At 33.4% G+C, this 25717-nt stretch carries 23 protein-coding genes and 1 riboswitch; of the genes, 1 reads left to right on the plus strand and 22 read right to left on the minus strand.

Features of this window, described 5'->3' with window-relative positions:
• Positions 1–6 precede the first annotated feature (6 nt).
• The 15 genes from cbiD to pdxR all read right to left on the minus strand — a co-directional run bounded on the left by cbiD (position 7) and on the right by pdxR (position 16037).
• Positions 7–1086 carry a cobalt-precorrin-5B (C(1))-methyltransferase CbiD gene (cbiD, locus tag ACYUJ6_RS12105; protein WP_461843026.1) on the minus strand — a complete coding sequence of 360 codons (1080 nt, stop codon included), beginning with the start codon at positions 1084–1086 and terminating at the stop codon, positions 7–9.
• Between the two features lie 20 nt (positions 1087–1106).
• The gene (locus tag ACYUJ6_RS12110; RefSeq protein WP_461845504.1) at positions 1107–1730 is read right to left on the minus strand and encodes a precorrin-8X methylmutase; all 624 of its coding nucleotides are present in this window, start codon (positions 1728–1730) and stop codon (positions 1107–1109) included.
• 33 nt (positions 1731–1763) lie between these two features.
• Positions 1764–2840 carry a nicotinate-nucleotide--dimethylbenzimidazole phosphoribosyltransferase gene (gene cobT / locus ACYUJ6_RS12115; protein ID WP_461843027.1) on the minus strand — a complete coding sequence of 359 codons (1077 nt, stop codon included), beginning with the start codon at positions 2838–2840 and terminating at the stop codon, positions 1764–1766.
• 17 nt (positions 2841–2857) lie between these two features.
• Positions 2858–4192 carry a cobyrinate a,c-diamide synthase gene (locus ACYUJ6_RS12120; protein WP_461843028.1) on the minus strand — a complete coding sequence of 445 codons (1335 nt, stop codon included), beginning with the start codon at positions 4190–4192 and terminating at the stop codon, positions 2858–2860.
• Between the two features lie 49 nt (positions 4193–4241).
• A complete protein-coding gene (hemB, locus tag ACYUJ6_RS12125; protein WP_461843029.1) occupies positions 4242–5216 on the minus strand; it encodes a porphobilinogen synthase in 975 nt (324 codons plus the stop codon).
• A 44-nt stretch (positions 5217–5260) separates the two neighbouring features.
• Positions 5261–6733: a uroporphyrinogen-III C-methyltransferase gene (cobA, locus tag ACYUJ6_RS12130; RefSeq protein WP_461843030.1), complete on the minus strand. Its 1473-nt coding sequence runs from the start codon at positions 6731–6733 to the stop codon at positions 5261–5263.
• Positions 6734–6744: 11 nt separating this feature from the next.
• On the minus strand, positions 6745–7617 hold the full coding sequence (gene hemC, locus ACYUJ6_RS12135; RefSeq protein ID WP_461843031.1) for a hydroxymethylbilane synthase: 873 nt from the start codon (positions 7615–7617) through the stop codon (positions 6745–6747).
• Positions 7618–7649: 32 nt separating this feature from the next.
• Positions 7650–8306, minus strand: a complete 657-nt coding sequence (locus ACYUJ6_RS12140; protein ID WP_461843032.1) for an NAD(P)-dependent oxidoreductase — start codon at positions 8304–8306, stop codon at positions 7650–7652.
• A 16-nt stretch (positions 8307–8322) separates the two neighbouring features.
• The gene (locus ACYUJ6_RS12145) at positions 8323–9414 is read right to left on the minus strand and encodes a pyridoxal phosphate-dependent aminotransferase (RefSeq protein ID WP_461843033.1); all 1092 of its coding nucleotides are present in this window, start codon (positions 9412–9414) and stop codon (positions 8323–8325) included.
• A gap of 30 nt (positions 9415–9444) precedes the next feature.
• The gene (gene cbiB / locus ACYUJ6_RS12150) at positions 9445–10398 is read right to left on the minus strand and encodes an adenosylcobinamide-phosphate synthase CbiB (RefSeq protein WP_461845505.1); all 954 of its coding nucleotides are present in this window, start codon (positions 10396–10398) and stop codon (positions 9445–9447) included.
• A gap of 72 nt (positions 10399–10470) precedes the next feature.
• On the minus strand, positions 10471–11988 hold the full coding sequence (locus tag ACYUJ6_RS12155) for a cobyric acid synthase (protein WP_461843034.1): 1518 nt from the start codon (positions 11986–11988) through the stop codon (positions 10471–10473).
• Positions 11989–12125: 137 nt separating this feature from the next.
• Positions 12126–12300: riboswitch (cobalamin riboswitch) on the minus strand.
• A gap of 112 nt (positions 12301–12412) precedes the next feature.
• Positions 12413–13138 carry an energy-coupling factor ABC transporter ATP-binding protein gene (locus ACYUJ6_RS12160; RefSeq protein WP_461843035.1) on the minus strand — a complete coding sequence of 242 codons (726 nt, stop codon included), beginning with the start codon at positions 13136–13138 and terminating at the stop codon, positions 12413–12415.
• Complete coding sequence (locus ACYUJ6_RS12165; RefSeq protein ID WP_461843036.1) at positions 13135–13941, minus strand: energy-coupling factor transporter transmembrane component T family protein; 807 nt, start codon at positions 13939–13941, stop codon at positions 13135–13137. The genes ACYUJ6_RS12160 and ACYUJ6_RS12165 overlap by 4 nt, the downstream gene beginning before the upstream one ends.
• Positions 13942–14037: 96 nt before the next feature.
• A complete protein-coding gene (locus ACYUJ6_RS12170; RefSeq protein WP_461843037.1) occupies positions 14038–14592 on the minus strand; it encodes an NUDIX domain-containing protein in 555 nt (184 codons plus the stop codon).
• Complete coding sequence (gene pdxR, locus ACYUJ6_RS12175; protein ID WP_461843038.1) at positions 14592–16037, minus strand: MocR-like pyridoxine biosynthesis transcription factor PdxR; 1446 nt, start codon at positions 16035–16037, stop codon at positions 14592–14594. Before pdxR ends, ACYUJ6_RS12170 begins: the two co-directional genes overlap by 1 nt.
• A gap of 230 nt (positions 16038–16267) precedes the next feature.
• Between pdxR and ACYUJ6_RS12180 the strand changes: the two genes are divergently transcribed.
• Complete coding sequence (locus ACYUJ6_RS12180) at positions 16268–17191, plus strand: D-alanine--D-alanine ligase (RefSeq protein ID WP_461843039.1); 924 nt, start codon at positions 16268–16270, stop codon at positions 17189–17191.
• A gap of 284 nt (positions 17192–17475) precedes the next feature.
• On the opposite strand, the gene ACYUJ6_RS12185 is transcribed toward ACYUJ6_RS12180, so the two are convergent.
• The 7 genes from ACYUJ6_RS12185 to ACYUJ6_RS12215 all read right to left on the minus strand — a co-directional run bounded on the left by ACYUJ6_RS12185 (position 17476) and on the right by ACYUJ6_RS12215 (position 25700).
• A complete protein-coding gene (locus tag ACYUJ6_RS12185) occupies positions 17476–18342 on the minus strand; it encodes a diguanylate cyclase (protein WP_461843040.1) in 867 nt (288 codons plus the stop codon).
• Positions 18339–18689 (minus strand): hypothetical protein, encoded by a 351-nt coding sequence (locus ACYUJ6_RS12190; RefSeq protein ID WP_461843041.1) that lies wholly within the window; start codon positions 18687–18689, stop codon positions 18339–18341. Before ACYUJ6_RS12190 ends, ACYUJ6_RS12185 begins: the two co-directional genes overlap by 4 nt.
• 117 nt (positions 18690–18806) lie before the next feature.
• Complete coding sequence (locus ACYUJ6_RS12195) at positions 18807–21305, minus strand: MBL fold metallo-hydrolase (protein WP_461845506.1); 2499 nt, start codon at positions 21303–21305, stop codon at positions 18807–18809.
• A gap of 211 nt (positions 21306–21516) precedes the next feature.
• A complete protein-coding gene (locus tag ACYUJ6_RS12200) occupies positions 21517–21846 on the minus strand; it encodes a hypothetical protein (RefSeq protein WP_461843042.1) in 330 nt (109 codons plus the stop codon).
• Between the two features lie 202 nt (positions 21847–22048).
• Positions 22049–23341, minus strand: coding sequence for an oxalate/formate MFS antiporter (oxlT, locus tag ACYUJ6_RS12205; protein ID WP_461843043.1), 1293 nt, complete (start codon positions 23339–23341; stop codon positions 22049–22051).
• Between the two features lie 203 nt (positions 23342–23544).
• The gene (locus ACYUJ6_RS12210; protein ID WP_461843044.1) at positions 23545–24489 is read right to left on the minus strand and encodes an oxalate oxidoreductase subunit beta; all 945 of its coding nucleotides are present in this window, start codon (positions 24487–24489) and stop codon (positions 23545–23547) included.
• A gap of 20 nt (positions 24490–24509) precedes the next feature.
• Positions 24510–25700 (minus strand): oxalate oxidoreductase subunit alpha, encoded by a 1191-nt coding sequence (locus ACYUJ6_RS12215; RefSeq protein ID WP_461843045.1) that lies wholly within the window; start codon positions 25698–25700, stop codon positions 24510–24512.
• Between the last annotated feature and the right edge of the window lie 17 nt (positions 25701–25717).

The following is a 25717-nucleotide window of genomic DNA, read 5'->3' on the forward strand; positions in this document are numbered from 1 at the left end:
TTAAATCTATTTAATACTGTTATAAAGTACCCCTTCCTTCATGGAATACATTATAATCTCTGCTTTAATAGAACCATAAGTATATTGTTCTATTCTGTTTTTTATTTTCAATCCTATATTTTTATATAATTCTTCATATCCTTTTCCCAGAAATTCTACAGCTCCTTCTGTAGTCTTCTGCTCATATACCTTTTTTACAAGCTCTCTGCTTTTCCCCATAAGGGCCAGTTCAAGAGCCAGTGTTTCAAGTCTCACATCACACACTCTGCTGTGAGTATTAAAACATCCTGAGGCAACTTTACTCAGCTTTCCTATATGGCCTACTACAAGTACTTTTTTTATCTTTTTATTCATACAGCAATTTAATGCAAATCCCACATAGTTAGACATTATAACCATCTTATTTTTATCCAGTTTTAAATCCAATGCCATATTTTCACCCATGCTGCCAAAAAGAAGAATTAGATCCCTGCAGCCCTGTGCTATTTTCTGATTTATTTCCAGCTCCACAGACTGCATTAGTGCCTCTTCAGACATAGGCATCACAATTCCTGTAGTTCCCAGTATGGAAATCCCTCCAACTATATTCAATCTTGGATTAAAAGTTTTTTTTGCTATTTTCTCTCCTTCAGGGACAAATATAGTTACCTCTATACCACTGCCTTTTGGCAGTATTTCTTTTACCTCTTTTTCAATCATCTTTCTGGGAACTGGATTTATGGCATGTTCTCCTTTTTTTACATACAGCCCTTCTCCCTGTACTGTTCCAATCCCTCTTCCACCTTTAAGCACATAACCGGAGGAGATTTTTTTTACTTTTGCCCATATTTCTATACCATCAGTTATATCAATATCGTCTCCCCCGTCTTTCAAAACACAACACTCTACATAATCCTTCTCCTGTTTTATCTTATGTACAGGTATTAAGAGTTCAATTCCCTTTGGAGTATCTATCCTAACTTCTTTTAAACTTTTCCCAAAATATAGAATAGTTGCAGCGGCCTTTGCCGCTGCTGCTGCACAAGAACCTGTGGTATATCCACATCTCAATTTCTTTCCATTACAATTTACATACATATCCAGCAAAATATATCACCTCAAAAAGATTATCTGGTTATCATATACATAAGTGAATTTACTATTGCTGCTGCTATATTGCTTCCGCCTTTTCTTCCCCTTATGGTTATCATGGGTAAATCCAATTTTTCTATCTCTTTTTTTGATTCTTCAGCTCCCACAAAACCTACGGGAGCTCCCACTATAAATTTAGGTTTTGCTTTTCCCTGCAATACAAGTTCTTTTAATTTAAAAAGAGCTGTAGGAGCATTTCCAAATACAAAAAACTCCACCCCTTCTTCTACTGCTTTTTCAACTGCAGCCATGGAACGGGTTATCCCTTTATTCTTAGCTATCTCTGCTATTTCTTCTCTATTCACAAAACACTCTATTTTACAGTTCAGTTTGTTTAATACCTTCTTATTTATGCCAGCTGCAGCCATATTTGTATCCGTATATATGGTTATGCCTTTTTTCAAAAGCTTCAGTGCACTATCTATGGCTCCCTCTCTTATATACACAATTTCCTTATATTGAAGATCTCCTGTAGTATGTATCACTCTCTTTACTACAGAAAGTTCTCTTTCTGAAAAATCATATTTTCCCATTTCCTCTTCTATTATCTCAAAACTTCTGTTTTCTATATCCATAGGTGACTTTATATAATCCATAATGACTCATTCTCCATTTCTATATATGAAGTTAAATTATTGATCTTCTCTAATATCTACAAGAACTGAACCATCTACATCGGCATCAGCAAAACTTCCCATATTGTCCATTACATAAAGAGCTGATTCTATTATTCCAAATGCCATGGGGCAGCCTGAACCTTCTCCCAGTCTCATTCCCAAATTCAACATAGGAGTCAGTCCCAGTTCTTCCATTATATATTTTGTAGCCGGTTCTGCTGAAAGGTGAGAGGCAAATAAATAATCACCTACCTTTTTATTGAGTCTGAAAGCACAAAGTGCAGCTACTGAAGATATAAATCCGTCAATTACAATAGGAACATTGTTTTTGGCAGCTCCTAAAAAACATCCGCATATTCCAGCTATGTCAAAGCCTCCAACTTTTGCCATGGTATCAATTGCATCCTCAGGATCCGGTTTATTTATGTCAATAGCCCTTTGCACTGCTTTCTTTTTAAAATCAAACTGACTGTCCGTAACTCCCGAGCCCTTTCCAACTGCTATGTCCACAGGCAAATTTTTAAGCACACTTAAAACTGCTGAGCTGGTGGCGGTATTGCATACTCCCATTTCCCCCGTACCAAACATGTCATATCCCTTTTTTACAAGTTCATCTACCACTTCAATTCCAGCTTCCACTGCTTTTATACATTCTTCTCTTGTCATAGCAGGCTCCTTGGTCATATCTTTAGTACCATAAGCTACTTTTTTATCTATAATTCCGGGATCTTTAAAATCATAATCTACACCAATGTCCACTACTGTCCTGTCTGATTTGAAAAAATCCCCAAGTACACAAACTCCTGTTATACCTCTTACAAAATTTTTAGTAATAGTTACAGTAAGATTTTTAGGGCAGCTGCTGAGCTTTTCATTCCATATTCCATTATCAGAACACATTATAACTATATCTTTTTTATTTATTTTATTATGAGTTTTTCCTGTTATTCCAGCCATCTTAGCTATTATTTCCTCTAATTGTCCAAGGCTTCCTATAGGTTTTGCAAGATTGTCTATATCTGTCCAGGCCTTTTTTACAGCCTCCTCATTCCTTCCTTTTATACTGTTTAAGGTTTCTTCTAATAAACCCATTTATATTCCTCCAATTTTTAGTTTCTAACTTTTTTTAAAATTTCCTTAATCATGTCCAGATTTCCAAAAAAATGAACATGAGCATAGGCCCCTAACGTATTTTTATTTATATAACCACAGTTCCATTTTTTTATCTTTCCATTATAAGTATCCTTAGTTAATGTGAAAATTTCTTTTTCATTGGAATCAATATAAGATTTATGAAATTCATGACAGTTTATTTTTAATCCTGGTGGTAAAATATTATTTTCTCCAGTTACTTCAATTTGGGCATATCCAAAATGCTGCAACTTGGAGGTCATAAATGCTTTCCCATTAAAAAATCCTACTGTATGAAAAGTATTATTTTCATTCACATCTTCAATACCTTCCATTAAATACATGAGACCTCCGCATTCCGCATAACATGTAAGACCTGATTTTAATTTTCTATTTATACTTTCCAGCATGGATTTATTATTGCTCAGCTCTTTTATAAAAACCTCAGGATATCCGCCTCCTATATATAAAAAATCTATATTGGGGGGAAGGCATTTATCCTCAAGCGGACTAAAAAATACAGTTTCTCCACATTCTTCAAGAAGTTCTAGGTTTTCTTTATAATAAAAGCTGAAAGCTTTATCATAAGCTACTGCTGTTCTTATTTTTCTATTTTCAACATGATATTCATCTTGAAAATCAGAACTTTCCCTAAAGAATTTTAATAACATTTCCACATTTACATTTTTCAAAATAAGTTCACTGCATAATTCTATCTTTTCATTTAAATCTTCTACCTCACTACTTTGAACCAATCCCAAATGTCTGCTTTTAAGAGACAGCCTTTCGTCAGAGGGTATATATCCAAACACCTTTAAATTGCAGTTTTTTTCTACAGCAGCCTTTAAAAGTTTATAATAGCTTTCACTAATATTGTTAAAAATAATCCCGCATATATCTGTGTTTTCAAAGTTTACCATTCCATTTATTTCAGCACAAAGGGTTGTACTTTGAGATTTTGGGCTTATAACCAAAACCACAGGCAAATTTAATACTCTGGCTACATGTGCTGTAGAATATTCACTATCTATGCCCTTTCCATCATAAAGTCCCATAACTCCTTCAATTACGCCTAAATCTCCCCGGCCTCTGCTAAAAGATGCCTTTACTCCACTTTCCCCCATAAGATAGAGATCAAGATTTCTAGAAACTATTCCAGTTATACTTTTATGAAATGCAGGATCTATGTAATCAGGTCCCACTTTATATCCTTGAACCTTATATCCGCTTTTTATAAGAGCTCTCATAATACCAAGAGTTACTGTAGTTTTTCCACCACCGCTGCTGTCTGAAGATACAATAATACTTTTCAAAATAACCTCTACCTTTCACATCTCAATTCTATCTAAATTTTTGCAAGTCCTAATTATTCTCTTCTTTTATCCATCTGCATATATCCATAGCATAATAAGTAATTATCATGCCTGCCCCTGCTCTTTTTATACAGGTGAGCATTTCCTTTGCTATAGCTTTTTCATCTATAAGTCCGGCTTTGGCCGCTGCTTTAACCATGGCAAATTCTCCACTTACATTATAAGCTGCTACCGGTACGTCAAACCTGTCTCTAGCCCACCTAATTACATCTAAGTAAGGCATAGCAGGTTTTACCATTATTATATCTGCTCCCTCTTTTATATCATCTTCTATTTCCAGCATGGCTTCTCTTATGTTAGCTGGATCCATCTGATAGCCTTTTCTGTTTCCAAATTTAGGAGATGAATCCGCAGCCTCCCTGAATGGGCCGTAAAATGCAGAACAATACTTGGCACTATAGGCCATTATGGATACATTCTTGAATCCATTTTCATCCAATACCCTTCTAATAGCTCCAACTCTTCCATCCATCATGTCCGAAGGTGCCACCATATCTGCACCGGCCCTGGCATGGGACAAAGCTATTTTTGCAATATATTCAATGGTTTCATCATTATCCACTTCATGTCCATGTATTATGCCGCAGTGACCATGACTTGTATATTCACACATACATACGTCAGTAATTATAAAAAGCTCAGGATTTAACTCCCTTAATCTTCTAACAGCTTTCTGAATTATCCCATTTTCTTCAAAAGCTGAAGTTCCCACTTCATCTTTATATTCTGGAATTCCAAATAAAATCACACTTTTTACTCCTGAATCTTTAAGTTCCTTCACAATTTCATCAAGTCTGTCAATAGAATAATGATAATTATTTTCCAGAGAAGGTATTTCCTTTTTAATATTTTCTCCCTCCACCACAAACAGCGGATAGATAAAGTCCTGCTTGTTAAGCACTGTCTCTCTAACCATATCTCTTATAACTTGGTTTTTTCTCAATCTTCTATGTCTTGTAAACATTTCTATTACTACCTTTCACTTAAAAATTTTAACAATAGATGAACCTATTGCTGCGACTCACTCCCATTGAGTATAGTATCTATAACCCCATCTGTGGTATACTCGAGGGACATATCATAAACTATATTATGTTTTTCCAGTTCTTTTCCCGTTATAGGTCCTATAGCCACTGCCTTTTTTTCTTTTATAGCTGTAATACCCACAAGCTTTATCATATTATTAACTGTAGTGGGGCTTGTAAAAATAACTGTATCTACATTATCAAAACAATCTTTATCCGGCAATTTGCCGCTTATTGTCTCATATGTATAACATTCATCCACAATACATCCTTCCAGACGCAGAGTTTCCGCCAGATAAGGTCTGGAATTTTTAGATCTGGGAATAAATATTTTATCTCCCTTTTTTATAAAATCTTTCATTTTATCATGGAGGCTTTCAGCTACGAATTTTTCTGCTACCATTTCCGGTATGATTCCCCTCTGCCTTATAGCCTTTTCTGTAGCAGGACCTATAGCTGCAAATTTTCCCCTTACTTTTCTGATATCATAATTTTCATTTAAAAGTCTGTCAAAAAAACTATTTACTCCATTTACACTTGTAAACACAATATAATCATAATCCTGCAGCTTATTCATATATGCTTTAATATTTTCTGAAGTATACCTTATTTCAATGGAATGTATTTCAGTAACTTCTGCACCTAAATCTAAAAGCTTCTGACACATTTCCCTTGACTGAGCTTTGGATCTTGTAATACAAATATTTTTTCCAAAAAGGGGTTTTCTTTCATACCAATCCAGCTGCTCATTGAATTTAATCACTTCCCCTATGACTATAATACAAGGAGAAACTAATGAAGCCCTATTAGTTTTTTCACTTATGTCCTGTAGTTGTCCCACAATCTTTTTCTGTCTTGAGGTGGTTCCCCTCATAACTACTGCACAGGGGGTATTTTTATTCATACCATTTTTTATTAAATTGCTGCATATTACATCCAGGTTTTTAAAACCCATTAAAAAAATTAGAGTTCCTCCTATTTTAGCAGCTGCATTCCAGTCTATATTTAATTTATCTGCAGCTTTCCCCGTAAAGACATGAAAACTTTGAGCTATCTTTCTATGGGTTACAGGTATACCTGCATAATTCAAAACGGAAATGGGAGATGTAATTCCAGGAATAACTTCAAATTCAATATGCTCTTTTAAAAGGGCAAGGGCTTCTTCTCCCCCTCTTCCAAATATATATGGATCTCCTCCCTTAATTCTTCCTACAACTTGTCCCTCTTTTGCCAGTCGAATTAGCATAGCATTTATTTCATCCTGACTTTTATAATGACAGCCTGGTTCTTTTCCGCAATAATATATTTTGCAATTATCATTTAAATATTTTAGAACTCCAGAACCTGATAATCTATCATACATCACCGCAGTACATTCACCAAGTTTTCTTACCGCCTTTAAAGTTATAAGTTCCTCATCACCGGGACCCGCACCTATAAGATAAACTTTACCCATGTGTAACCTCCTTAAGAATTTACTATATCTTTAGCAAGTTTTTTTCCTAAATTCATGTAATCTTCTCTATTACCTGTTATATCTTTTTTTATCAGCCTTGTGCCTACCATAAACACTCCTATAATATTTATAAGTTGTCCATCTATTTGGGCATAGGCACCTATGGTAGAGTGACAATCTCCATTCAATGTTCTCATAAAACTTCTTTCGGCCTCCACACAAACCCTTGTATTTTCATCATTCAACTTTATAAAGGAATTTCTATGCAAACTGTTCTTTTTTATTTCAACTCCCAAAGCTCCTTGTCCAATTGCAGGTATCAGTTCTTTTATTGAAAAATAATCCGTTACTGATTTTTCAAGTCCCAACCTTTTAACACCTGCAGCTGCCAGAATTATTCCATGTAAATTTTGTTCCTTCATCTTATTTATTCTGGTTTGTACATTGCCTCTTACAGCAATTATCTCCAAATCAGGTCTTAATAATTTCACCTGAGCCGCCCTTCTGTTGCTGCTGGTTCCAATCCTGGCTCCTGCAGGTAATTCTTTAAAATGTATATTATCTGCAGAAATAAAGGCATCCCTTACATCTTCTCTTTCCAAGATAGCAGCTATTTCAAAATCCTCTGGAACATCAAAGGGTATATCTTTCATGCTGTGCACTGCTGCGTCCGCCTCATCCTGTAAAAGTGCCAGCTCAATTTCCTTTAAAAACAGACCTTTCCCGCCTATTTTATTCAAGGCTATATCAAGTCTTTTATCTCCCATAGTTTCTATAAGTATCTTTTTACATTTAACACCAAAATTGTTTTTCAGTATACCCATTACTATTTCAGTCTGAATTTGAGCCAGCCTGCTCTTCCTAGTTGCAATTTTAAACTCCAAATATTATCACCATCCTGCAAAAAGCAATTATTTTATATAAGCTGCTCCTCAATTTTTTTATTATAAAACATTTCCATTATGACAGCAGCTTTGCCCTTTTTATAAAAAAAGTAAAAATCCTCACTGCATATAAACCTCATAACTTTTCTTCTAATTTCTATATTATCTATACTGTTCCTAACTGCAGAAGTAAACTCTACAAAATCATCATAGTCCTTCACATATTTTGCTATTTGCTCAGCAATAAATACTGAAGTTATGGGAGATGCCGCCGCCCCTCTAGTATTTACTCCCAGGGAAACATTTTTAGTATTCCTCTGACAAGGTGTAATGCAATTTCCCCTTTTAGGTTGTGATGCATCCAAATAAATTTTGCAGAGCTTTCTGCAGTGATTCCCTATAGAAAGATTTAATTCTGTATTATCTGTGGCAATTACTATAATATGTTTATCTTCTATATAGCTTTTTTCATATTTTCCTAAGATCATGTGTATATTTAAATAATCCTTTATATTGTGAAATTCATTGATAAATTGAGGGGAAAGCACGTAAACCTGACATCCCCTTAATGCAAAAGTTCTACACTTTATATAAGCTGCTTTCCCTCCGCCTATTATAATAACCTTTATCTTTGACGATAAGAGAGCAAGAAGTGTATCTGATTCATCTTTTAATAGGTTCTTATTCACTTTTACTCTCCTCTCTCTATAGTTTTTTTAATACATTTAATATTTTTATGTTTTTATCTCTGTCTTTTATGGCCAATCTAATAAATTTATCATCTAATCCCTTAAAATTACTGCACTTTCTTATAAGTATTCCTTTTTTCAAACACAAATCATATAAATCCCAGCAGTTCATATTCTGAATTTGGCACAATACAAAATTGCCATGTGTAGGATATACTTTTTTTATTATGGAAATTTTCCTTAAATTCTCCACCATGAACTTTCTTTCATTATCAATCCATTTCAGAGAACTATCCATATAATTCTTATCCACCAGCACATATTTAGCTGCTGTTTCTGCAAAACAATTTATATTCCAGGGGTTTTGTCTGGTTCTTATCATATCCATTAACTTCTCATTTTTACAAAGTCCATAGCCCATTCTTATTCCAGGCAATGCAAAAAACTTTGTAAGAGCTCTGACTATAAAAATACATTTATACTGCTCCATTTCCCCTAAAAAACTGCATCCACTTTTGCCCGTAAATTCCACAAATGCTTCGTCTATAATTATGGTTTTGTGGTTTTTACTGCAGCAATTTATGATTTCCATGAATTTATCCTTATTTATTATCCCTCCGTTGGGATTGTTGGGATTTCCTAGAATCAAAGCCTCTGAACACTTAAGTTTTAATTTGATGTCTTCATAATCATAGTCCATATTTTCCGTCAAATTAGAATAGCTTATATTGCAGTTCCATTTTACAGCATCTTTTTCATATTCTATAAAAGAAGGTACTACAATACATATGCTTTTAAAGCAGCTTATTACCAGATCTATTATTTCCGCAGCTCCATTTCCCAAGACAATATCTCTATCTTTAATGGTACTTGTTTTGTTATATCCATGGTTTCCAAAATAATCCTTTGAAAAACCTAAATATTGCTTCAAATTCCATTTTAATTCTCTGTATTCCACATCCGGGTACTTTTCTACAGCCTTAAGTGATTCCTCTATATTTCCTGTAAAACTATCCGGCACTCCTAAAGGATTTATATTTGAACTGAAATCCAAAAGCTTCCTTCCCTTAAAAAGCCCTTCCGTATATATATCCCCGCCATGCTCCATATAAACACGTCCTAATTCTTATTTTTATTATTACATCCAATATGAATTCAACACAATAAATATTATTCCACATAAAATTACCATGAGTATTTCAGTAAAATACATGAGATTTATACAATACCTTATGTGTTCAAAATTTAGTTCCATCAGTTTATCCCCTATAGTCGGCTTATACACCACCTCTCCAAAATAGATATTGGTGCCGCCCAGCTGGATCCCTATGGCGCCTGCTGCTGCTGCTTCAGGGTAAGCACAATTGGGACTCTTATGATTTTTTCTGTCCCTAATCATTATTTTAAAGGTTTTTATTGGATTGCCCTTTACCATGAAAGATGACATACACATGAGCACTCCTGTAATCCTTGAGGGTATAAAATTAAATATATCATCTACTTTAGCAGGAAAAAATCCTATAAATCTATACTTTTCATTCATATAACCCAGCATTGAATCCATGGTATTTATACCTTTATAAAGCATTGCAGCGGGTGCTCCAAATACAGCTGCATATATCATAGGAGCTATAACTCCATCAGAGGTATTTTCTGCCACTGTCTCCACATCTGCCCTTATTATCTCTTCACTTTTTAAATTAGAAGTATCCCTGCCCACTATATAAGAAAGCTTTAACCTGGCATCTTCAATATCTTCTTTTTTTAAAGCATAATATACCTTTTTTGCTTCTACAGCCAGACATTTAGCGGAAATAGCTGTCCAAATAATGAATATATTTATTATTTGATATAAAATCACATGTTTCCTTAAAAATACAAGTACTGTAAAAGGTATAAAAAAACTTACTGTTCCTACTATTACAACTATTAAACCTCCAAAAGCTTTCAAGGTATTGTCCTTTTTACAAAGTTTTCTGCCTTTCTTCTCCAAATAGGATATAAGTTTTCCTATATATATAACAGGGTGGGGAAACCAATGCGGATCCCCAATTATCCAATCTATTATAACTGCTGCAAAAAGGTCTATGATATTCATATATACAAAGGAAATGGACAAATTACCCCCCCTATTCTCACATTATTATAGTAATATATCAATTTTTTATCTTTTAATACCCATAATTTTATATATTTTACCCACATCAATGTTCTCCCTGACTATATGGGCTAGCTTATCTATCTCTTTTTCTCTAAGATCCTCATAGATGGTTGATTTTTTATAGCTCAATCCTTTATTTTCTCTTATCCTGTTTGCAATGTATTCTCTAAAATCAACGGCATCAAAGATACCATGTATATAGGTTCCAAATACATTGTGTTTTGCATTTAAAGCTCCATCTTCTATATTGACCTTCTTCTTATTTTTTTCTGTCAATTTAAACAGTGGTTTTGCATCTGCGCCATATTTACATATTCCCATATGGATTTCATATCCATATACATCCAATTTTCTTTTTTCTAAAGTTCCATCATTTTTTGTCATGGGAAAATCCACATTACTTCTAGCCTTTATTCTAGTAGTGACTTTTTCCCTTTCAAACACAGTCTCTATATCTAAAAGTCCCATTCCCTCTACTTCTCCTACATCCGTCTCTGTTTTATAAGGATCCTTTATTGACTTTCCAAGCATTTGATAACCACCGCATACTCCTATTATAATTCCGCTATTACTGTATTTTTTAATGCAGGCTTCAAGTCCGCATTGTCTTATTTTTATTAAATCCTCTATGGTGTTTTTACTTCCTGGAATTATGAGTAGATCGGGATTGCCGAATTCCTCTTCAGAATTTATAAATCTTACAGAAATATCCCCTTCACTTTTTAGTGCGTCTAAATCCGTAAAGTTGGATATATGAGGTAATTTTATTACAGCTATATCTATAGGAGCTGTAACCTTTTTGTTGAATTCCACAGCTCCATCTTCATCTTCCAATGCCAGATTAAAATAAGGTATAACTCCTATGCAAGGCACTTTAATAACATCCTCCAGCATTTTAAGACCGGGCTTTAATATGTCTACATCTCCTCTGAATTTATTTATTATTGTACCTTTTACCCTGGTTTTTTCTTCCTCCGTAAAAAATAACATAGTTCCTGCAAGAGAAGCAAATACTCCACCTTTATCTATATCACCTGCTAAAACCACTGGTGCATCTACTAATTCTGCCATACCCATATTTACAATATCTCTATCCCTCAAGTTTATTTCTGCAGGGCTTCCGGCACCTTCCATAACTATTATTTCAAAACTTTTTTCCATCTTTTTAAAATGACTTCTAAGCATATCTCTAAATTCCAATTTCATATTGTGATATTCCATGGCTGTACTATTTCCATATACCTTGCCATTTACTATTATCTGGCACTTTTTATCTGATGTTGGCTTTAACAATATGGGATTCATATATGCCTCCGGCTGCAGCCCAGCTGCATAAGCCTGAAGTACCTGAGCACGTCCCATTTCTTTGCCATCCAGTGTTATATATGAATTCAATGACATATTTTGAGATTTAAACGGACATACTGAATATCCATCTTGTTTAAATATTCTGCAGAGAGCAGAAACAATTATACTTTTACCAACAGAAGAACCTGTTCCTTGAATCATAATCTTTGCCATAATGGTTACTCCCCCTTAATCTTCTTAAGTATAATAAAAACAACGAAAGGCAATGAGCCTCTAGAGCTCATTGCCTTTAACATAAAAACCCAGCTTGTGCTGAGAAATCAATCATACTAAAAGTTTCTTCCCCTCCGAAAGCAAAAATAAATTAGGCAGGTTTCCTGACTTATGATAAAATACTTGCCTTTATCCTCTTATTATAAAATAATAAGATAAAACTCATTATCAAATACAGTAGCGGGGGCTGCTGCGGATTTTAACCGCATTCCCTTTTCACCTATATAAGGCACCTAAAATTTCTATTTAATTATAGTCTAAGTTTATTATAATCTGGCGTTCATGTCAACCAGCAGACATGAACTAGTTTTTACCACTTAAACAAAAACACTTCTTATTTACAAACTCCACCTGAACCTGAAAATCACTTGATATTATATTTTATTAAAAAATCATTGTCCTCAATCACTTTATTGTAAATATCGTCTCTTATTAAACAATGATCTTCCGAAAATACCAGCACACGTTTGAAAAGTCCTTTTGTATATTCAAAATCATGGGTAGAACATATTATAGTTTTTCCAGCTTTATTTAACTCTATAAATAAATTATTTAAAAACTTTTTGCCTTTCGGATCTATTCCACTCATAGGTTCGTCTAAAACCAATACTTCCGGATTAAGAGCAAGCACAGAAGCTATTGCAACTCTCTTTTTCTCCCCTCCGCTTATATTGTATGGCTCCTTATTTTGAAGATCCTTTACATTTAAAAGATTTAAACAATCCTCCACCCTTTTTTTTACTTCTGCTTCGTCCATGCCCATTTGTCTTGGACCAAAGGCCACCTCTTCATAGACATTGGAACAAAAAAGCTGTGCATCTGAATTTTGAAAAACGAACCCCATTTTTTTATGGAATTTCTTTGAAAAACTGCCTTGCTCCAATTTATCACTAGATATTTCTAAATTATCAAAATAGTATCTCCCTTCTGTAGGAAATATCATTCCGTTCAATAATTTCAAAAAAGTTGATTTTCCACTGCCATTTGCTCCTATAAGTGCCACTGAATCCCCTTGTGCTATTTTAACATTTATATTCTTCAGCACTTCTTCGTCTTTATACTTAAAAAATACTTTCCTAAATTCTATCATTTTAACCCCATCCCAGTTATGTAAAAATACATAATTATAATAAAAATATTTACTATTAAATATAAAAAATCAGTAACCTTAAACTTAAACTTTGCATGGGAGATATATTCCCCTGTAAATCCTCTACATTCCATAGCATAATACATCTCATCTCCCATTTCTTTAGACTTTAAAAACAAACTTCCCATGAGTTTTGAAATAGAAGAATACTTATTGTTATTTTTCCCCACAGACCTAAGCTTGAGAGAATAGAACATATCTAGTGCAAATTCTCCTAAAATATAAATATATCTTAAAGTTATATCAAATACTAAAATAAAAATATCCGGCACAAAAAACTTCTTTAATGCCTTTATTATATCATGCCAGCTGGTAGTGTAGGATAAAGTATTTATGGAGATTATGGTTCCAACCACTTTCAATATAAGCAGTATGCTGTTTCTTGTATTCCCCATAACTATAGACGGTATTAGCATTATAACAGTAAACAATGGTACAGCTGTACTTAGAATCAATATTTTTTTTATTTCCCCTATATCCAAAAGACTCAATACCAGCAAAAAATATACATCCACCAGAAATACATAGTGAAAGCTTTTGGATAGAGATAAAAATATTATATTTAAAATAGTAAAAAACAATTTCACCGTGGGGTTCAAATTGTATATAAAATTATTTCCCATTCTATTATTTCTTTTAATAAGAGACAGAAGATGTAATATAGAAAAAATACTTTTATCTATAAATTTATCTTTATCTTCTGTGGGAATATAGTCATCTTTTTTTAAAAGCCAGTCTTCCATAAATTACACCCTCAATTTTAAATTATAATATGCTCACGATAAAAATATATCATAATTATAAGTATATTTCAAACAAACTTCCAGCTTATGTTTTTATTACATATCATCCATAGCAAAAAAGGCATACCAGGGACCAATACCCAAAGCAGTTCCATTTGCCTGCTCCTTAATAAAAAAGCCCTTCATTTCTTCCCTTTTCAAGGCAATCACCTGTATATCCTCTGCTGCTTCCAGCTGCTGCTTGGGTTTTTTATTTTCTTCCAGGTTTTCATCCACTTCCACCTTAGCCACCCTTACTTTATCAGTTAACAGTGCTGCATTTGAATACAGTGAAGGTCCCACTGATTTTACTTTTCCTATATATCCGGTTTCTTCCTTTAGCTCTCTCAGCGCATTTTCCGGCAGGCTGCCACTTTCTACAAGTCCTGCAGGGTATCCAATAACATAATTATCTATGGCAGGTCTATATTGTTTTATAAGTATGTATCTATCAGATGGTATCATTTTAGCTATTATCACAACTGTATTTATAGTATTAGTTCTCTCTATACTTTCCCATTTCAGCTGTTCATGTTTTTTCCCCAGATAAGTTATCTCTTCTAATTTAATCCAATTTCCTCTATACACCGTTTTCTGTGATATTTTTTTCATTATGCTCCCCCCATTTTTTCAATTTCTTCTCCAATTATCTTAAAGCCTTTCCTGATATTCTTTTTACTGACTCTTGAAAATCCAAGTCTTAAAGTATCCTTCCCGCTGTCATCTACATAAAACACATCTCCAGGTGTAAATATTACCCTCCTATCGCAGCATTTCTGTAAAAGCTTTCTGGAATCTATATTTTTTAATTTTATAAATATGTGCAGCCCCCCCTCTCCAAGTATTTCTCTGCTTGGTATATACTGTCTTGCACACTCTAATGCAAATTCATATTTTTCTCTATATACCCTCCTTGCCTTTTTAATGTATTTATCAAAGTTCCCATTTTCAAGATAGTCATAAAAAACTGCCTGATCCAGGGATGATGTATGAATATTTCTTGATCTCTTGGCACTTTCCAAATATCCTGTAAGTATTTTATCTGATAATATCCAGCCTATTCTTATTCCCGGAAATAATATCTTTGAGAAACTTCCTATATATACAACACTGTTGCCTTTTCCGCTAAAAGCAGCTATAGGTGACACATGGGTACCTGAATACCTTAACTCTTCATTAAAACCATCTTCAATTATTGGTACATTATAATTCTTAAGTATATTGTACAGACCCACTCTTTTTTCCGGAGACATCACAATTCCTGTAGGATTGTGATAAGAAGGTATAAAATAGGAAATTTTAAATTTTTCTCTTTCCAGCCTTTCCTTAAGATCATCTAAATTTATACCCTCTTTTCCAACTTGAACTCCCTTTATATTTAGTCCATGCAGTTTCATAATTTTAATTGCAGTATTATGGGTAGGATTTTCGCACAATATATTATCCCCCCTATTTGTAAGACAAGATAGAACTAAATCAAATCCCTCTGTAAATCCATTTGTTATGAGTATATCTTTTCCCTCTATGTCAACTCCCTTATTCTCCATATACTTAAGCAGATATTCTATGAGGGATTTATATCCCTGGGCATACCCATAATTCAATATTTTTTCCCCTTCTATAGATATGCGGTTCAAAAATGCTTTTTTAAATTCCTCTATATTAAAAAGTTTTTCATCTGGAGCTATGCTCTTGAAAGATATCATTCCCTTCTGCCATTTTGTTTCATGTTTAATTATATCCAATTCTTCTGACAGTTTCCCATAGTTGTTTATTTTATCTTTCCAATTTATATTCCATTTTCCCTGAAGATCTACTTTTACATTTGAAACAAAAGTGCCTTTTCCCTTTTTTATATAAACAAATCCTTCATCCTGCAAAAATTCATAAGCATATAACACTGTATTTCTGCTTACATTTAGCATGACAGCCATTTCTCTGGAAGATGGAAGTTTTTCATCTCTCCTTAGCAGTCCTTTCAATATCATATTCCTAATATAATCTTTTAATTGTATATATACAAACTTATTCTTTGTTATTTTCATATCAGAAAACATAATAAATTTCACCTCAATTATATTTTACACAATTAGATAAATAAATAAAGAATAATATCCACTGTCTGAGTTTGGGAAAATTTTTCAAGCACTGATTACAAAACCACAATTCAAGTAAAATAACCTCAGTGTGGTTCTTTATTTTATATGGCAAATGTATAGAATAAATATTAAGAATAATATTTTTAAAAACCAAATCAGTAAAAGAATAATTTTGTGGAGGAATTAATATGAAAATAGGAGTTATAATGGGTGGAATATCTTCAGAAAGAGAAGTTTCATTAAACTCAGGTAAAGAAATAGTCAATTATTTAGATAAAAATAAGTATGAGGTTAAACCTATTGTTATAGACAAGAAAAGTGATGTTTTTGAAAAAGCAGCAGATATAGATTTTGCCTTCATTGCACTTCATGGAAAGTTTGGAGAAGACGGCATAATTCAATCTGTATTTGAAACCATGGATATTCCTTATTCCGGCTGTGGTCCTTTAACCAGCGGCATCTGCATGGATAAAGATATAAGCAAGAAAATATTTAAATCTGTGGGAATTAATACTGCAAAGTGGATATGTATTAATTCAGTGGAAGAAATAAATTATAAATACTTAGATGAAATAGGTTATCCTGTAGTTGTAAAACCTAATTGCGGCGGTTCAAGCGTTGCCACTAATATAGTAACTGAAAAAAATCAAGTGGAAGATGCCGTGAAGCTTGCTCTCAATTATGATAGAGAAATCATAATTGAAAAATATATAAAGGGAGACGAAGTTACCTGCTGTATATTAAATGGAAAAGCTCTTCCTCTAATTTCAATAAAACCTAAAGCTGACTTTTTTGATTATAATTCAAAATATGCAGATGGCGGCTCCGATGAAATAATAGTAGAACTGGAAAAATCTCTTCAAAATGAAATAGAGAGGATATGCATTAAATGCTGGAAAGTTTTAAAATGCAGCAGTTATGTACGAGTGGATATGATAATAAAGGATAATATTCCATATGTACTGGAATTAAACACCCTTCCGGGATTAACCAAAAACAGTCTTTTCCCTAAGAGTGCCCGGGCTGTAAATATGGGATTTACAGAATTATTGGATAATATAATCCAATATTCTCTTGATTCCACATCTGCAGTATCTTCAATTAATAGCTAGTCAATTGTGTATATGCTTTTCCATAAATGAATTTTAAGGTGCGGTAGAACTTTCTCATAAAATGCTTTTCTCACATGATACCTTAGAAAAACTTACCCAGAGACACAGCATTGCTTATCATCCCTTACTTTACAAAGTTAAGATATTAGCAATAGCGGCCGTGGGATAAAAAGTTAAAAGCTTTTTCAAATCCTTATTTTCAAACGGCTTTTAACTTTTTTTAATATAAGAATTACTCATCTATAAAATTATTTCTTTATATGGAAGTTTAAGTCTATAAAAAATCAAGCTTTCATTTTATCCTTATTATCCGCTACAAACAGATGGCTGCTAGTACTTTTTGCCTTAGTAGAGGCAAGGCTTGCATTATTAACTAATTTATTTATAGAATCAAATATATCATTTTCATCATTGAAATCATCTACTTTATATTCTGTCATTCCTATAGATACTGAAACTAAAATCTCATCTGGAAAATTATATTTTCTTATTAATTTTATTAATTTTTTCGCAAATACTTCACTTTCATTTAGACAATAAGATGTTAATATGGCAAATTCATCACCAGCATACCTACAAAGACAAATATCATCAGATGTAATATTTTCTTTTAAAATAGAAGCTACCAATTTTAATATTTTATCCCCATTTACATGTCCATATTTTTTATTTATAAATCCAAAATTATCTAAGTCTATAAATATAATTGAAACTTGCTTACCTTTTTTTATAAACTTGTATGCATTATAAAATATATAATCATTTTTATAAAGTCCTGTAAGCAAATCAACATGTCTTCCCAATTCAATTTTTAAAACTGTTTTCGTAACAAACCCTACAACTATATTTTTTTCTTTTACCAACACAACTTCTAAATCTTTATTTAAATTAAATATATCCATAACTTCCCATAAATATGTATTTTCATTTGCATATGCATATTTATCAGACATGACATCTGCAATTATTCTATTTGGATGGGCTGTAATCAATTCTTTTTCTGTAACTACACCTACTAATTCATTAAATTCATAGACTACAAAACATTTAATATTATTTTCATAAAAATGACGCTGAATGGAATTGACTCCAGAAAACATATCAACCTTCACAAAATTTTTATTCATCATACTTAAAATATTTTGTATCATAAACTTATAGATTTACTAACATGCAATGTTATATTAACCTGTGCTTTTATAATCATTGTTTCGTCAGCAATTTTGCCTCCTTCCTCCATAATTATATCAATTAGCTTATTCACAGGGATTAAATTCATTAAGGATTTTTTAAGTACAACTGCTTCTACGTTTTCATGCTCTATTTTAATAACTTCATATTGATCCGGTGAAAGCATATCCACCATTCTTTTAGCAGCCTCCGGGCCAATTGGTGCTCTTCTGCCAACAATCAACACATCTTGCATTGGTGGTACCTCAAATTCTGAAAAATACATCGAAATTTCCGCTTTTTTTGTTCCTTGTACTCTATTTTTCATTAATATGTCACCTTCCCTATAATTCATATATAATATTATCATATTTTGTCTAAGTCTTCTATAAATTATTTTATGTTTGTCATATTTAATACAAAAAACCATATTTTTCCTTAATCCCTACCATCTTAATATACAACCTGTTTTATGTTCAAATTCCTCCTTTATCATATTTAATTTTTCATTATTAATCTCCGGACAGTTGTTCCCAATTTTCAATTCCACACTCAGATCAAAATTATTAAAGGCTGGATTTTTCCTTAATATTATGTTTTTTTCTTTACAAAGTTCTACTGCCGTTTTTATTATTTCACTTTGATTTGCACTGCTTGATATACTTATATCCCATCCTATAATATTTGCTATTTTTTCAATATTCTTTTCATATTTTTTCCCTATTACAGGACTTATAAAAGAAAGTTCTATATACTTTTTTCCCGAACAGGATTTTACACTTTTTTTATATGGTCTAAATTCTTCCCTATAAAAAGATTCATCAATTAATTTCAGAGCCTGGTTTTGTTCTACAGTTTCACATTTATCATCAGTCTTTATAATTATATTATCTGCTCTTTCCCCTGCAAAAACCTCAGGCACTTTAAGCAGAATGTCAAGCCCTGTAATATTTTTAAATTCAGTCAATTTACCTTCTTCTATATCCAATACAGAATCCAAGGTTACTACCACTTCATTTTTTTCCAGCCTATAAGATATTTTTTTAATATGATCCTCCTGTAAAAATCTTTTCACCACTTTAGAGGCCTCGTTTATATTCACTATATTGTTTATTTTCACTTTCCATCCCAATTCTTCTTGAAATTTTTTCATTACATTATATATATCCTCACTGATGACAGATGGGAAATCAAAATTCAGGATAACTTTTTTTTCATCATATATATAGCTGGCTTTTTTGAAATGAAACTCATTAAAATACTTATATACAATTTCCCTCAGTTCATTTGGTTTAAGCTCATTTTTATCCACACTTTCCTTTACTTTTTCTTTTCCCTTACAGCTAAATAAAAATAATCTTTTACTGTCACTTTCAAAATAAGGGGACTCAATTATAATCTTCTGAAAATCCTGAAAAGTATTTTTTAATTTATTATCCCCTTTCCATATATAAAAAAGTTCTTCCAATGTAAATAACCTTTTGTTATAATTATCGAGCACAAATTTCCATAGATTCTCCACATTAAATTCATCCAATTCTTCATAAGAATTCATAATTTTATCTATATATTTTCTCCATTGTCTTCGAGGCGTATGTATATTGATTTCGTAGCTTTCTCCACATTTAGGAGCATACACTCTTCCATTTATCTCTGAAGAAATTTCCTTTGAAAAACCCTCCACTACCTTTTCATCTCCATGAACAATAAATATATTCCTTGGATTCAAAAAATGTATTAGGGATTTTATTTCAGATTTATCGCTGTGGGCTGAAAGTCCTATTTTTTTCACATTGCAATTTACTTCAACAGTTTTTTCATTTATAAATAATTTTTTATTTTCTTCATCTTTTAAAAGATCCAATAATTTTCTTCCAGGAGATTCTTCGTCCTGGTAGCCTGTTATAACTATATAACCATCTTCCATTGGAGCTATTTTTTCCGCATAATACTGGCTGAACCCCCCTGTAAGCATGCCTGAACTTGATACTATCACACAGGGCTCCTGATTTTTCAATATGTCCTTCCTGACTTCATTATTATCCAACGCAATTATATTATCATCATAAAAGGGCTCATTGCCTTTTAATATTTTTTTTCCCAAGGAATTTTTAAGATAGAGTGGATTTAATTTATAAGTCCTATTTATATCTCTTATCATTCCATCTACATAGACCTTAATATTTTCCACTATTTTTTTATTAATGGCTTTTTTTAGAATAAGAATTACTTCCTGTGCCCTTCCAAGAGCAAATGCCGGAATAAGCATCTTACCTCTTTTTCTGATGCATTCATTTATTATGTCAATGAGTTTTTCTTCTTCCACCTCCCTATTTGAATGAAGCCTGTCTCCGTAAGTAGATTCAAAAATTGCCACATCCGGTGCCAATTTTGGTACCTTCAATCCTTCCACAGTTTTTTGTGAAAACAGGGAAAAATCTCCGGAGTAAAAAAGTGAACCCTCCGGTGTGGTAATATAAATGCAGGCAGCCCCTGCTATATGCCCTGCAGTGTAAAAAGTAAGAACTATGTTTTTAAATATAGGAAATTTAACCATATAGTTAATTGGAAACACATGATTCAGCATACTGATAACATCCCCTTCTGCATAGAGGGGAATTTCACCTTCTCTGTTGTTCATAATTTTTAAACTGTCATAAATCAATACTTTCATTAAATCTTTTGTCATCTTAGTTGCATATATTCTGGCTTCTGGATACTCCTTGCTTATCATGGGGAGTGATCCTATATGATCCATGTGGGCATGGCTTATAACTATAGCATCCACACCTCCACTATCCTGAACTAATTTAAAATCAGGCAAGGTATCTTTAGAAGAACCTTGTCTTATACCGCAATCCAATAATATATTCTTATTATATATTCTTAAGAGTATACAGCTGCCTCCCACTTCACGGGCTCCTCCTAAAAATGAAACATCCATATTTCTCTTTTCTCCCTTCTCTAATTTCATATCCATTGGTTTCCGTCAATTACAATTTCTACGAAATGCTTATTGTATATTATTATTATATATTATACACAAAATAAAAAAACTATATCTTATCTGCATTAAAAATAAGGTACAGCTTAAAACAAAGCTGTACCTTAATGATAATAGATGTTTTAAAATTAAATCTACAGTGAATCATCCCCTATTGTAATGTTATATTTTTCCCAGGAGGTGTAATTGCATTTGCAATATTTTTAACTGAAAAATCAGTAACGGTTTTAAATGCATTGCCTTGTTTAAATACAACCACAATGGGGCTTTCATCTTCCCCAATTCCATATTCCTCTGGTACGCCTTTTCCTGTAATATCCATAACAGCAGATGCTACATTCCCATGCTTCTTTGAAAATTCCTCCATAGCATTCAACATCTCATCTCTGTTTTTTGCAGAGGGATAATAAAAACCTACCACTGAATAAAAACCATCTCTTATAAAATCTTCAAATCCCTCATCCTCTAGTTGTTTCAACATCATTAACTCCTCCAATCTTTTTGTAATTATACTTATTTTGTATAATAAACCAGTATTTTTAAATAATTTACAGCATATTCTTTATTAAAATAGGTATTTGGTATACCAAATACTATTGAAATAATAAATGGCTTATGATATACTGTAACTGTAAAGTGGGGAGTGAAAATAAAGTATTTTCAAAGATATATTTAATTGAGTGCTAAGTGGTGGTTTTAGTAGTTTCTTCCTTACTTACAATGGATTGTTTTTTCACTGGTTTTGGTATGCGAGGCAAAACCAGTGACATTATACAGGCATATAGTGAAAGTATTGCAGCACAGGAAAATACAACATTCCATCCAAAGGAGCTGGCTAGATATGCTCCCAAACCACCACCTAGAATAGAAGCTATTCCTTTACCACTATATAAAAAGCCATAATTGGTAGCGGCGTAGGTGGAACCAAATACATCGGCATTAGTTGGCGGGAATAGGGAAAAGAGCTGTCCCCAGGTAAACATTATAAACATTAAACAAATTATATATAGAATATTGTTACTACCTATAATAGGTAAAACAAATAAAAATATTGCATTTAAACCGAAAGATATAAACATAGTTTTGGGACGACCAAGCCTATCTGAAATCCACCCCCAAAAAATTCGACCTATTCCATTGGCAAGACTGTTCAACATAACTGCCAGTACAATAATCGAAGAAGCTATACCCATTTCCTTTCCAAAAGGTTTTGTATTAGCCGTAATAATAAGTCCGCCCACACTAATAGAAAAGAACATGGACCATATAATCCAAAAATTTGGAGTTCTTAGCATTTGCAGAGGACTAAATCCGATTTTTGATTGATCTAATTTTGCAATCTCTTCTTTTTTGTTAGGCATTTTTGATCCAACCGGATAGCGTAAAATCAAGGCCACAATTATAATTACAATACCTTGTAATATTCCGGTAACCAAAAATGCTTTTGTAACACCACTATTTTGCAATAAGTTATCGATTACAGGCACAAAGGGCATGGATCCCAATCCAAAAGCACCTGCTATTATACCTGAAGCCATACCCCGTCGATCCGGAAACCACCGGATTGCAACACTGACACATCCGCCATAAATAATTGCCGCACCAACTCCTGCCATGGCATAAGAAAAATACAAACCAGCAACGGAATTTACCTGTCCCATCATACTCCAACCAGACCCAATCAATAAACCAGCAATAATAAACATTAATTTTGAACCAAATCTATCAAGCAGATAACCTCCCGCCGGCTGTACAAAAGTTTCAAACATAATAAATAAGGTAAAAGCATATTGAATGACAGTTAGAGATGACTTTAATTGTGCAACTAATGGAGTAGTAAACAAAGTCCAGGCATATTGAAGATTAGCAATCATTATCATAGCTATAACAGCAGCAATCAATTGAAGCCAACGATTACCCAGGATTGAGCCATATGCCTTGATATTTTTAGCTTTCATCTCGTCAACACTATTCATGCATTATTCCTCCTTAAATTCATATTTAATTATCAAAGATCCAGATTTAAATTAATGGTATAATTAATAATACTTACTCTTTTATCACCTTGCTTTTTTATTAATTAGAACCCCGGAGTTAATAAATCAATCCGGGGGTAAAACTTCACCAGGTTCATTACAAATTATGGCATTATTATATATTATATTATATTTAAATTTTATTATTCTGCTACTGGCGGTACACGGTACTCTATTCCAACTTCTTTCATACGTTGATTTGCAAATTCCTGAAGTTTTTCAATATGTTCAGGCTGCAGATGACTAAAACGTCCCTGATATTTTATATATTCACTAACTGGTTTGAATTTAGCAGGTTTATAGGTTAGTTTATATTGACTCTCTACAAGTTCATATAATTGAACCATACCAGTTTCAACTGCCAATTTAGCAATTTCAACTGTTTTTTCTGCTGGGAAGCTCCAGCCTTTTGGACATGGTGCGTGAATGTAGAGAAAAGCTGGTCCATCAGCATTACAGGCTTTACGTACTTTATTCATTAAATCCAATGGATACCCTACTGATGCAGTAGCTAAATATTTTAATTCAGGATGTCCATGAGCCATAACCTTGGTAATATCCTTAGGCATGAGTTTTCTGCCTTCTGGAACTACAGGTCCAGCTGGAGTAAAAGTAGTCCAGGCACCATAAGGAGTAGTGGGAGAAGCCTGAATGCCGGTATTGGCATAGGATTCATTATCATAGCAGATAAATACTATATTGTGTCCGCGATAAAATGCTGCAGATAAAGATTGAATACCAATATCAGAGGTTCCGCCATCACCTGCCATTACAATAATGTTAGGGTATTCCGCATCCGTTTCATGTTTACGTATCATAGCTTTAAATGCTGATGATATTCCAGATGCAACTCCTCCGCCATTAGTAATTTGTGCATGTATCCATGGGACAGCCCAAGGACCACAGCCATAACTGGTATTTGCAACATACATACAACCTGTAGGTCCAATAAAAATTGTATTTTTTCCTGCTGCTTTAGCCACTAATCTATATTGAAGTGCCGGCCCACATCCAGCACAAGTACGATGACCTGGAACATAATATTCCTCTTTTGGTGCTTTTTTAATAGATTTAATTTGTTCTAACACTTAACTTCCTCCTTTCATATTTACAGCTCAAATGGCGACCAATAACTCTGTTTTTCATTTTTTCCGGTTTTAATAACATTCTTCATTATATTAAAAATTTTATAAAATTCATCCTGAGTGATCATAGAACCACCTAATCCTGCTACAAATCCTATTGTCTCCACTTTTTTGTCATTGTTATATAAGGCAGCCCTGACTTCAGTTAATAAAGCACCTGCTCCACAGGAAATTCCAAAATTAACTGAGTTGTCAACTACACCTACAACTTTAAATTTACTCAGGGCTTCCCGTACCTGTTTAGTAGGGAAAGGACGCAGAGTACGCAGACGGACTACACCAACTTTTTCACCAAGATTTCTCAAATGTTTTGCAACATTTTTAGCTGTTTCTGCATGTCCTCCTTGTAAAAAGATAACTGATTCAGCATCCTCAGTCATATATTCTTCCAACCAAGGATCATATTTACGTCCAAAAATATCAGCAAATTCTTCATGAACTTCTTCAAATACTTTGTATACTCCTTCTACAGCCATATGTCGTTGATACTGAGTCCCAGGACCCATTTCAGGTTCCATCTGTGGTCCAATAATCATAGGATTTTTTGTATCCAGCACATGATGATTTTTATAAGGCGGTAAAAATGCATTGACCTGTTCCTGTGATGGCACATCAACCTCACCAAGAATATGAGATACGAAGTATCCATCCTGACAGGCATATTGTGGTAAAAGAACCCGTGGATCTTCACCAATACGGTAATACATAAGACTTACATCCAAAGCTTCCTGAGGAGTAGAAGCCCAGCCTTGAATCCATCCCTGGTCACGGCAGCACATAGCATCTGTATGCTCGGACCCAAAATCACCTGGGGGATCCAATGTACGGTCAGCAATTGCCATCTGAAGGGGAAGTCTTTCACCTGAAATTGGAGAATACACTTCCATTGCATAGGTTACACCTACTCCTGAACTGCCTGTAAAAGCTCGGGCTCCAGCAGCTGAAGCGCCATATACAACACTTAGCTGCCCATGTTCTCCTTCACCGAGAATAAATTCAGCATCTAACTCTCCATCTGCCACCATCCTTGCCAATTCCGACATAATTCCAGTATATGGGCGAATGGGATATGAACATATAACATCCACATTAGCCAATTTAATTGCGTTAGCCGTTGCCACGCATCCTGACATTCTTTTTATATTGGTTTTCATTAATTTAATTCACCTCC

It is taken from the genome of Clostridium sp. JNZ X4-2, assembly GCF_054889485.1.

Bases quoted from the DNA above. Each gene is read 5' to 3' on its own strand.
- cobT (WP_461843027.1), bottom strand. From the start codon at position 2,840: ATGGGTTTATTAGAAGAAACCTTAAACAGTATAAAAGGAAGGAATGAG.
- hemB (WP_461843029.1), bottom strand. From the start codon at position 5,216: ATGTTTACAAGACATAGAAGATTGAGAAAAAACCAAGTTATAAGAGAT.
- cobA (WP_461843030.1), bottom strand. From the start codon at position 6,733: ATGGGTAAAGTTTATCTTATAGGTGCGGGTCCCGGTGATGAGGAACTT.
- ACYUJ6_RS12145 (WP_461843033.1), bottom strand. From the start codon at position 9,414: ATGGAGCATGGCGGGGATATATATACGGAAGGGCTTTTTAAGGGAAGG.
- ACYUJ6_RS12155 (WP_461843034.1), bottom strand. From the start codon at position 11,988: ATGGCAAAGATTATGATTCAAGGAACAGGTTCTTCTGTTGGTAAAAGT.
- ACYUJ6_RS12160 (WP_461843035.1), bottom strand. From the start codon at position 13,138: ATGATAGAATTTAGGAAAGTATTTTTTAAGTATAAAGACGAAGAAGTG.
- ACYUJ6_RS12165 (WP_461843036.1), bottom strand. From the start codon at position 13,941: ATGGAAGACTGGCTTTTAAAAAAAGATGACTATATTCCCACAGAAGAT.
- ACYUJ6_RS12170 (WP_461843037.1), bottom strand. From the start codon at position 14,592: ATGAAAAAAATATCACAGAAAACGGTGTATAGAGGAAATTGGATTAAA.
- pdxR (WP_461843038.1), bottom strand. From the start codon at position 16,037: ATGTTTTCTGATATGAAAATAACAAAGAATAAGTTTGTATATATACAA.
- ACYUJ6_RS12180 (WP_461843039.1), top strand. From the start codon at position 16,268: ATGAAAATAGGAGTTATAATGGGTGGAATATCTTCAGAAAGAGAAGTT.
- ACYUJ6_RS12185 (WP_461843040.1), bottom strand. From the start codon at position 18,342: ATGATACAAAATATTTTAAGTATGATGAATAAAAATTTTGTGAAGGTT.
- ACYUJ6_RS12190 (WP_461843041.1), bottom strand. From the start codon at position 18,689: ATGAAAAATAGAGTACAAGGAACAAAAAAAGCGGAAATTTCGATGTAT.
- ACYUJ6_RS12195 (WP_461845506.1), bottom strand. From the start codon at position 21,305: ATGGATGTTTCATTTTTAGGAGGAGCCCGTGAAGTGGGAGGCAGCTGT.
- ACYUJ6_RS12200 (WP_461843042.1), bottom strand. From the start codon at position 21,846: ATGTTGAAACAACTAGAGGATGAGGGATTTGAAGATTTTATAAGAGAT.
- oxlT (WP_461843043.1), bottom strand. From the start codon at position 23,341: ATGAATAGTGTTGACGAGATGAAAGCTAAAAATATCAAGGCATATGGC.
- ACYUJ6_RS12215 (WP_461843045.1), bottom strand. From the start codon at position 25,700: ATGAAAACCAATATAAAAAGAATGTCAGGATGCGTGGCAACGGCTAAC.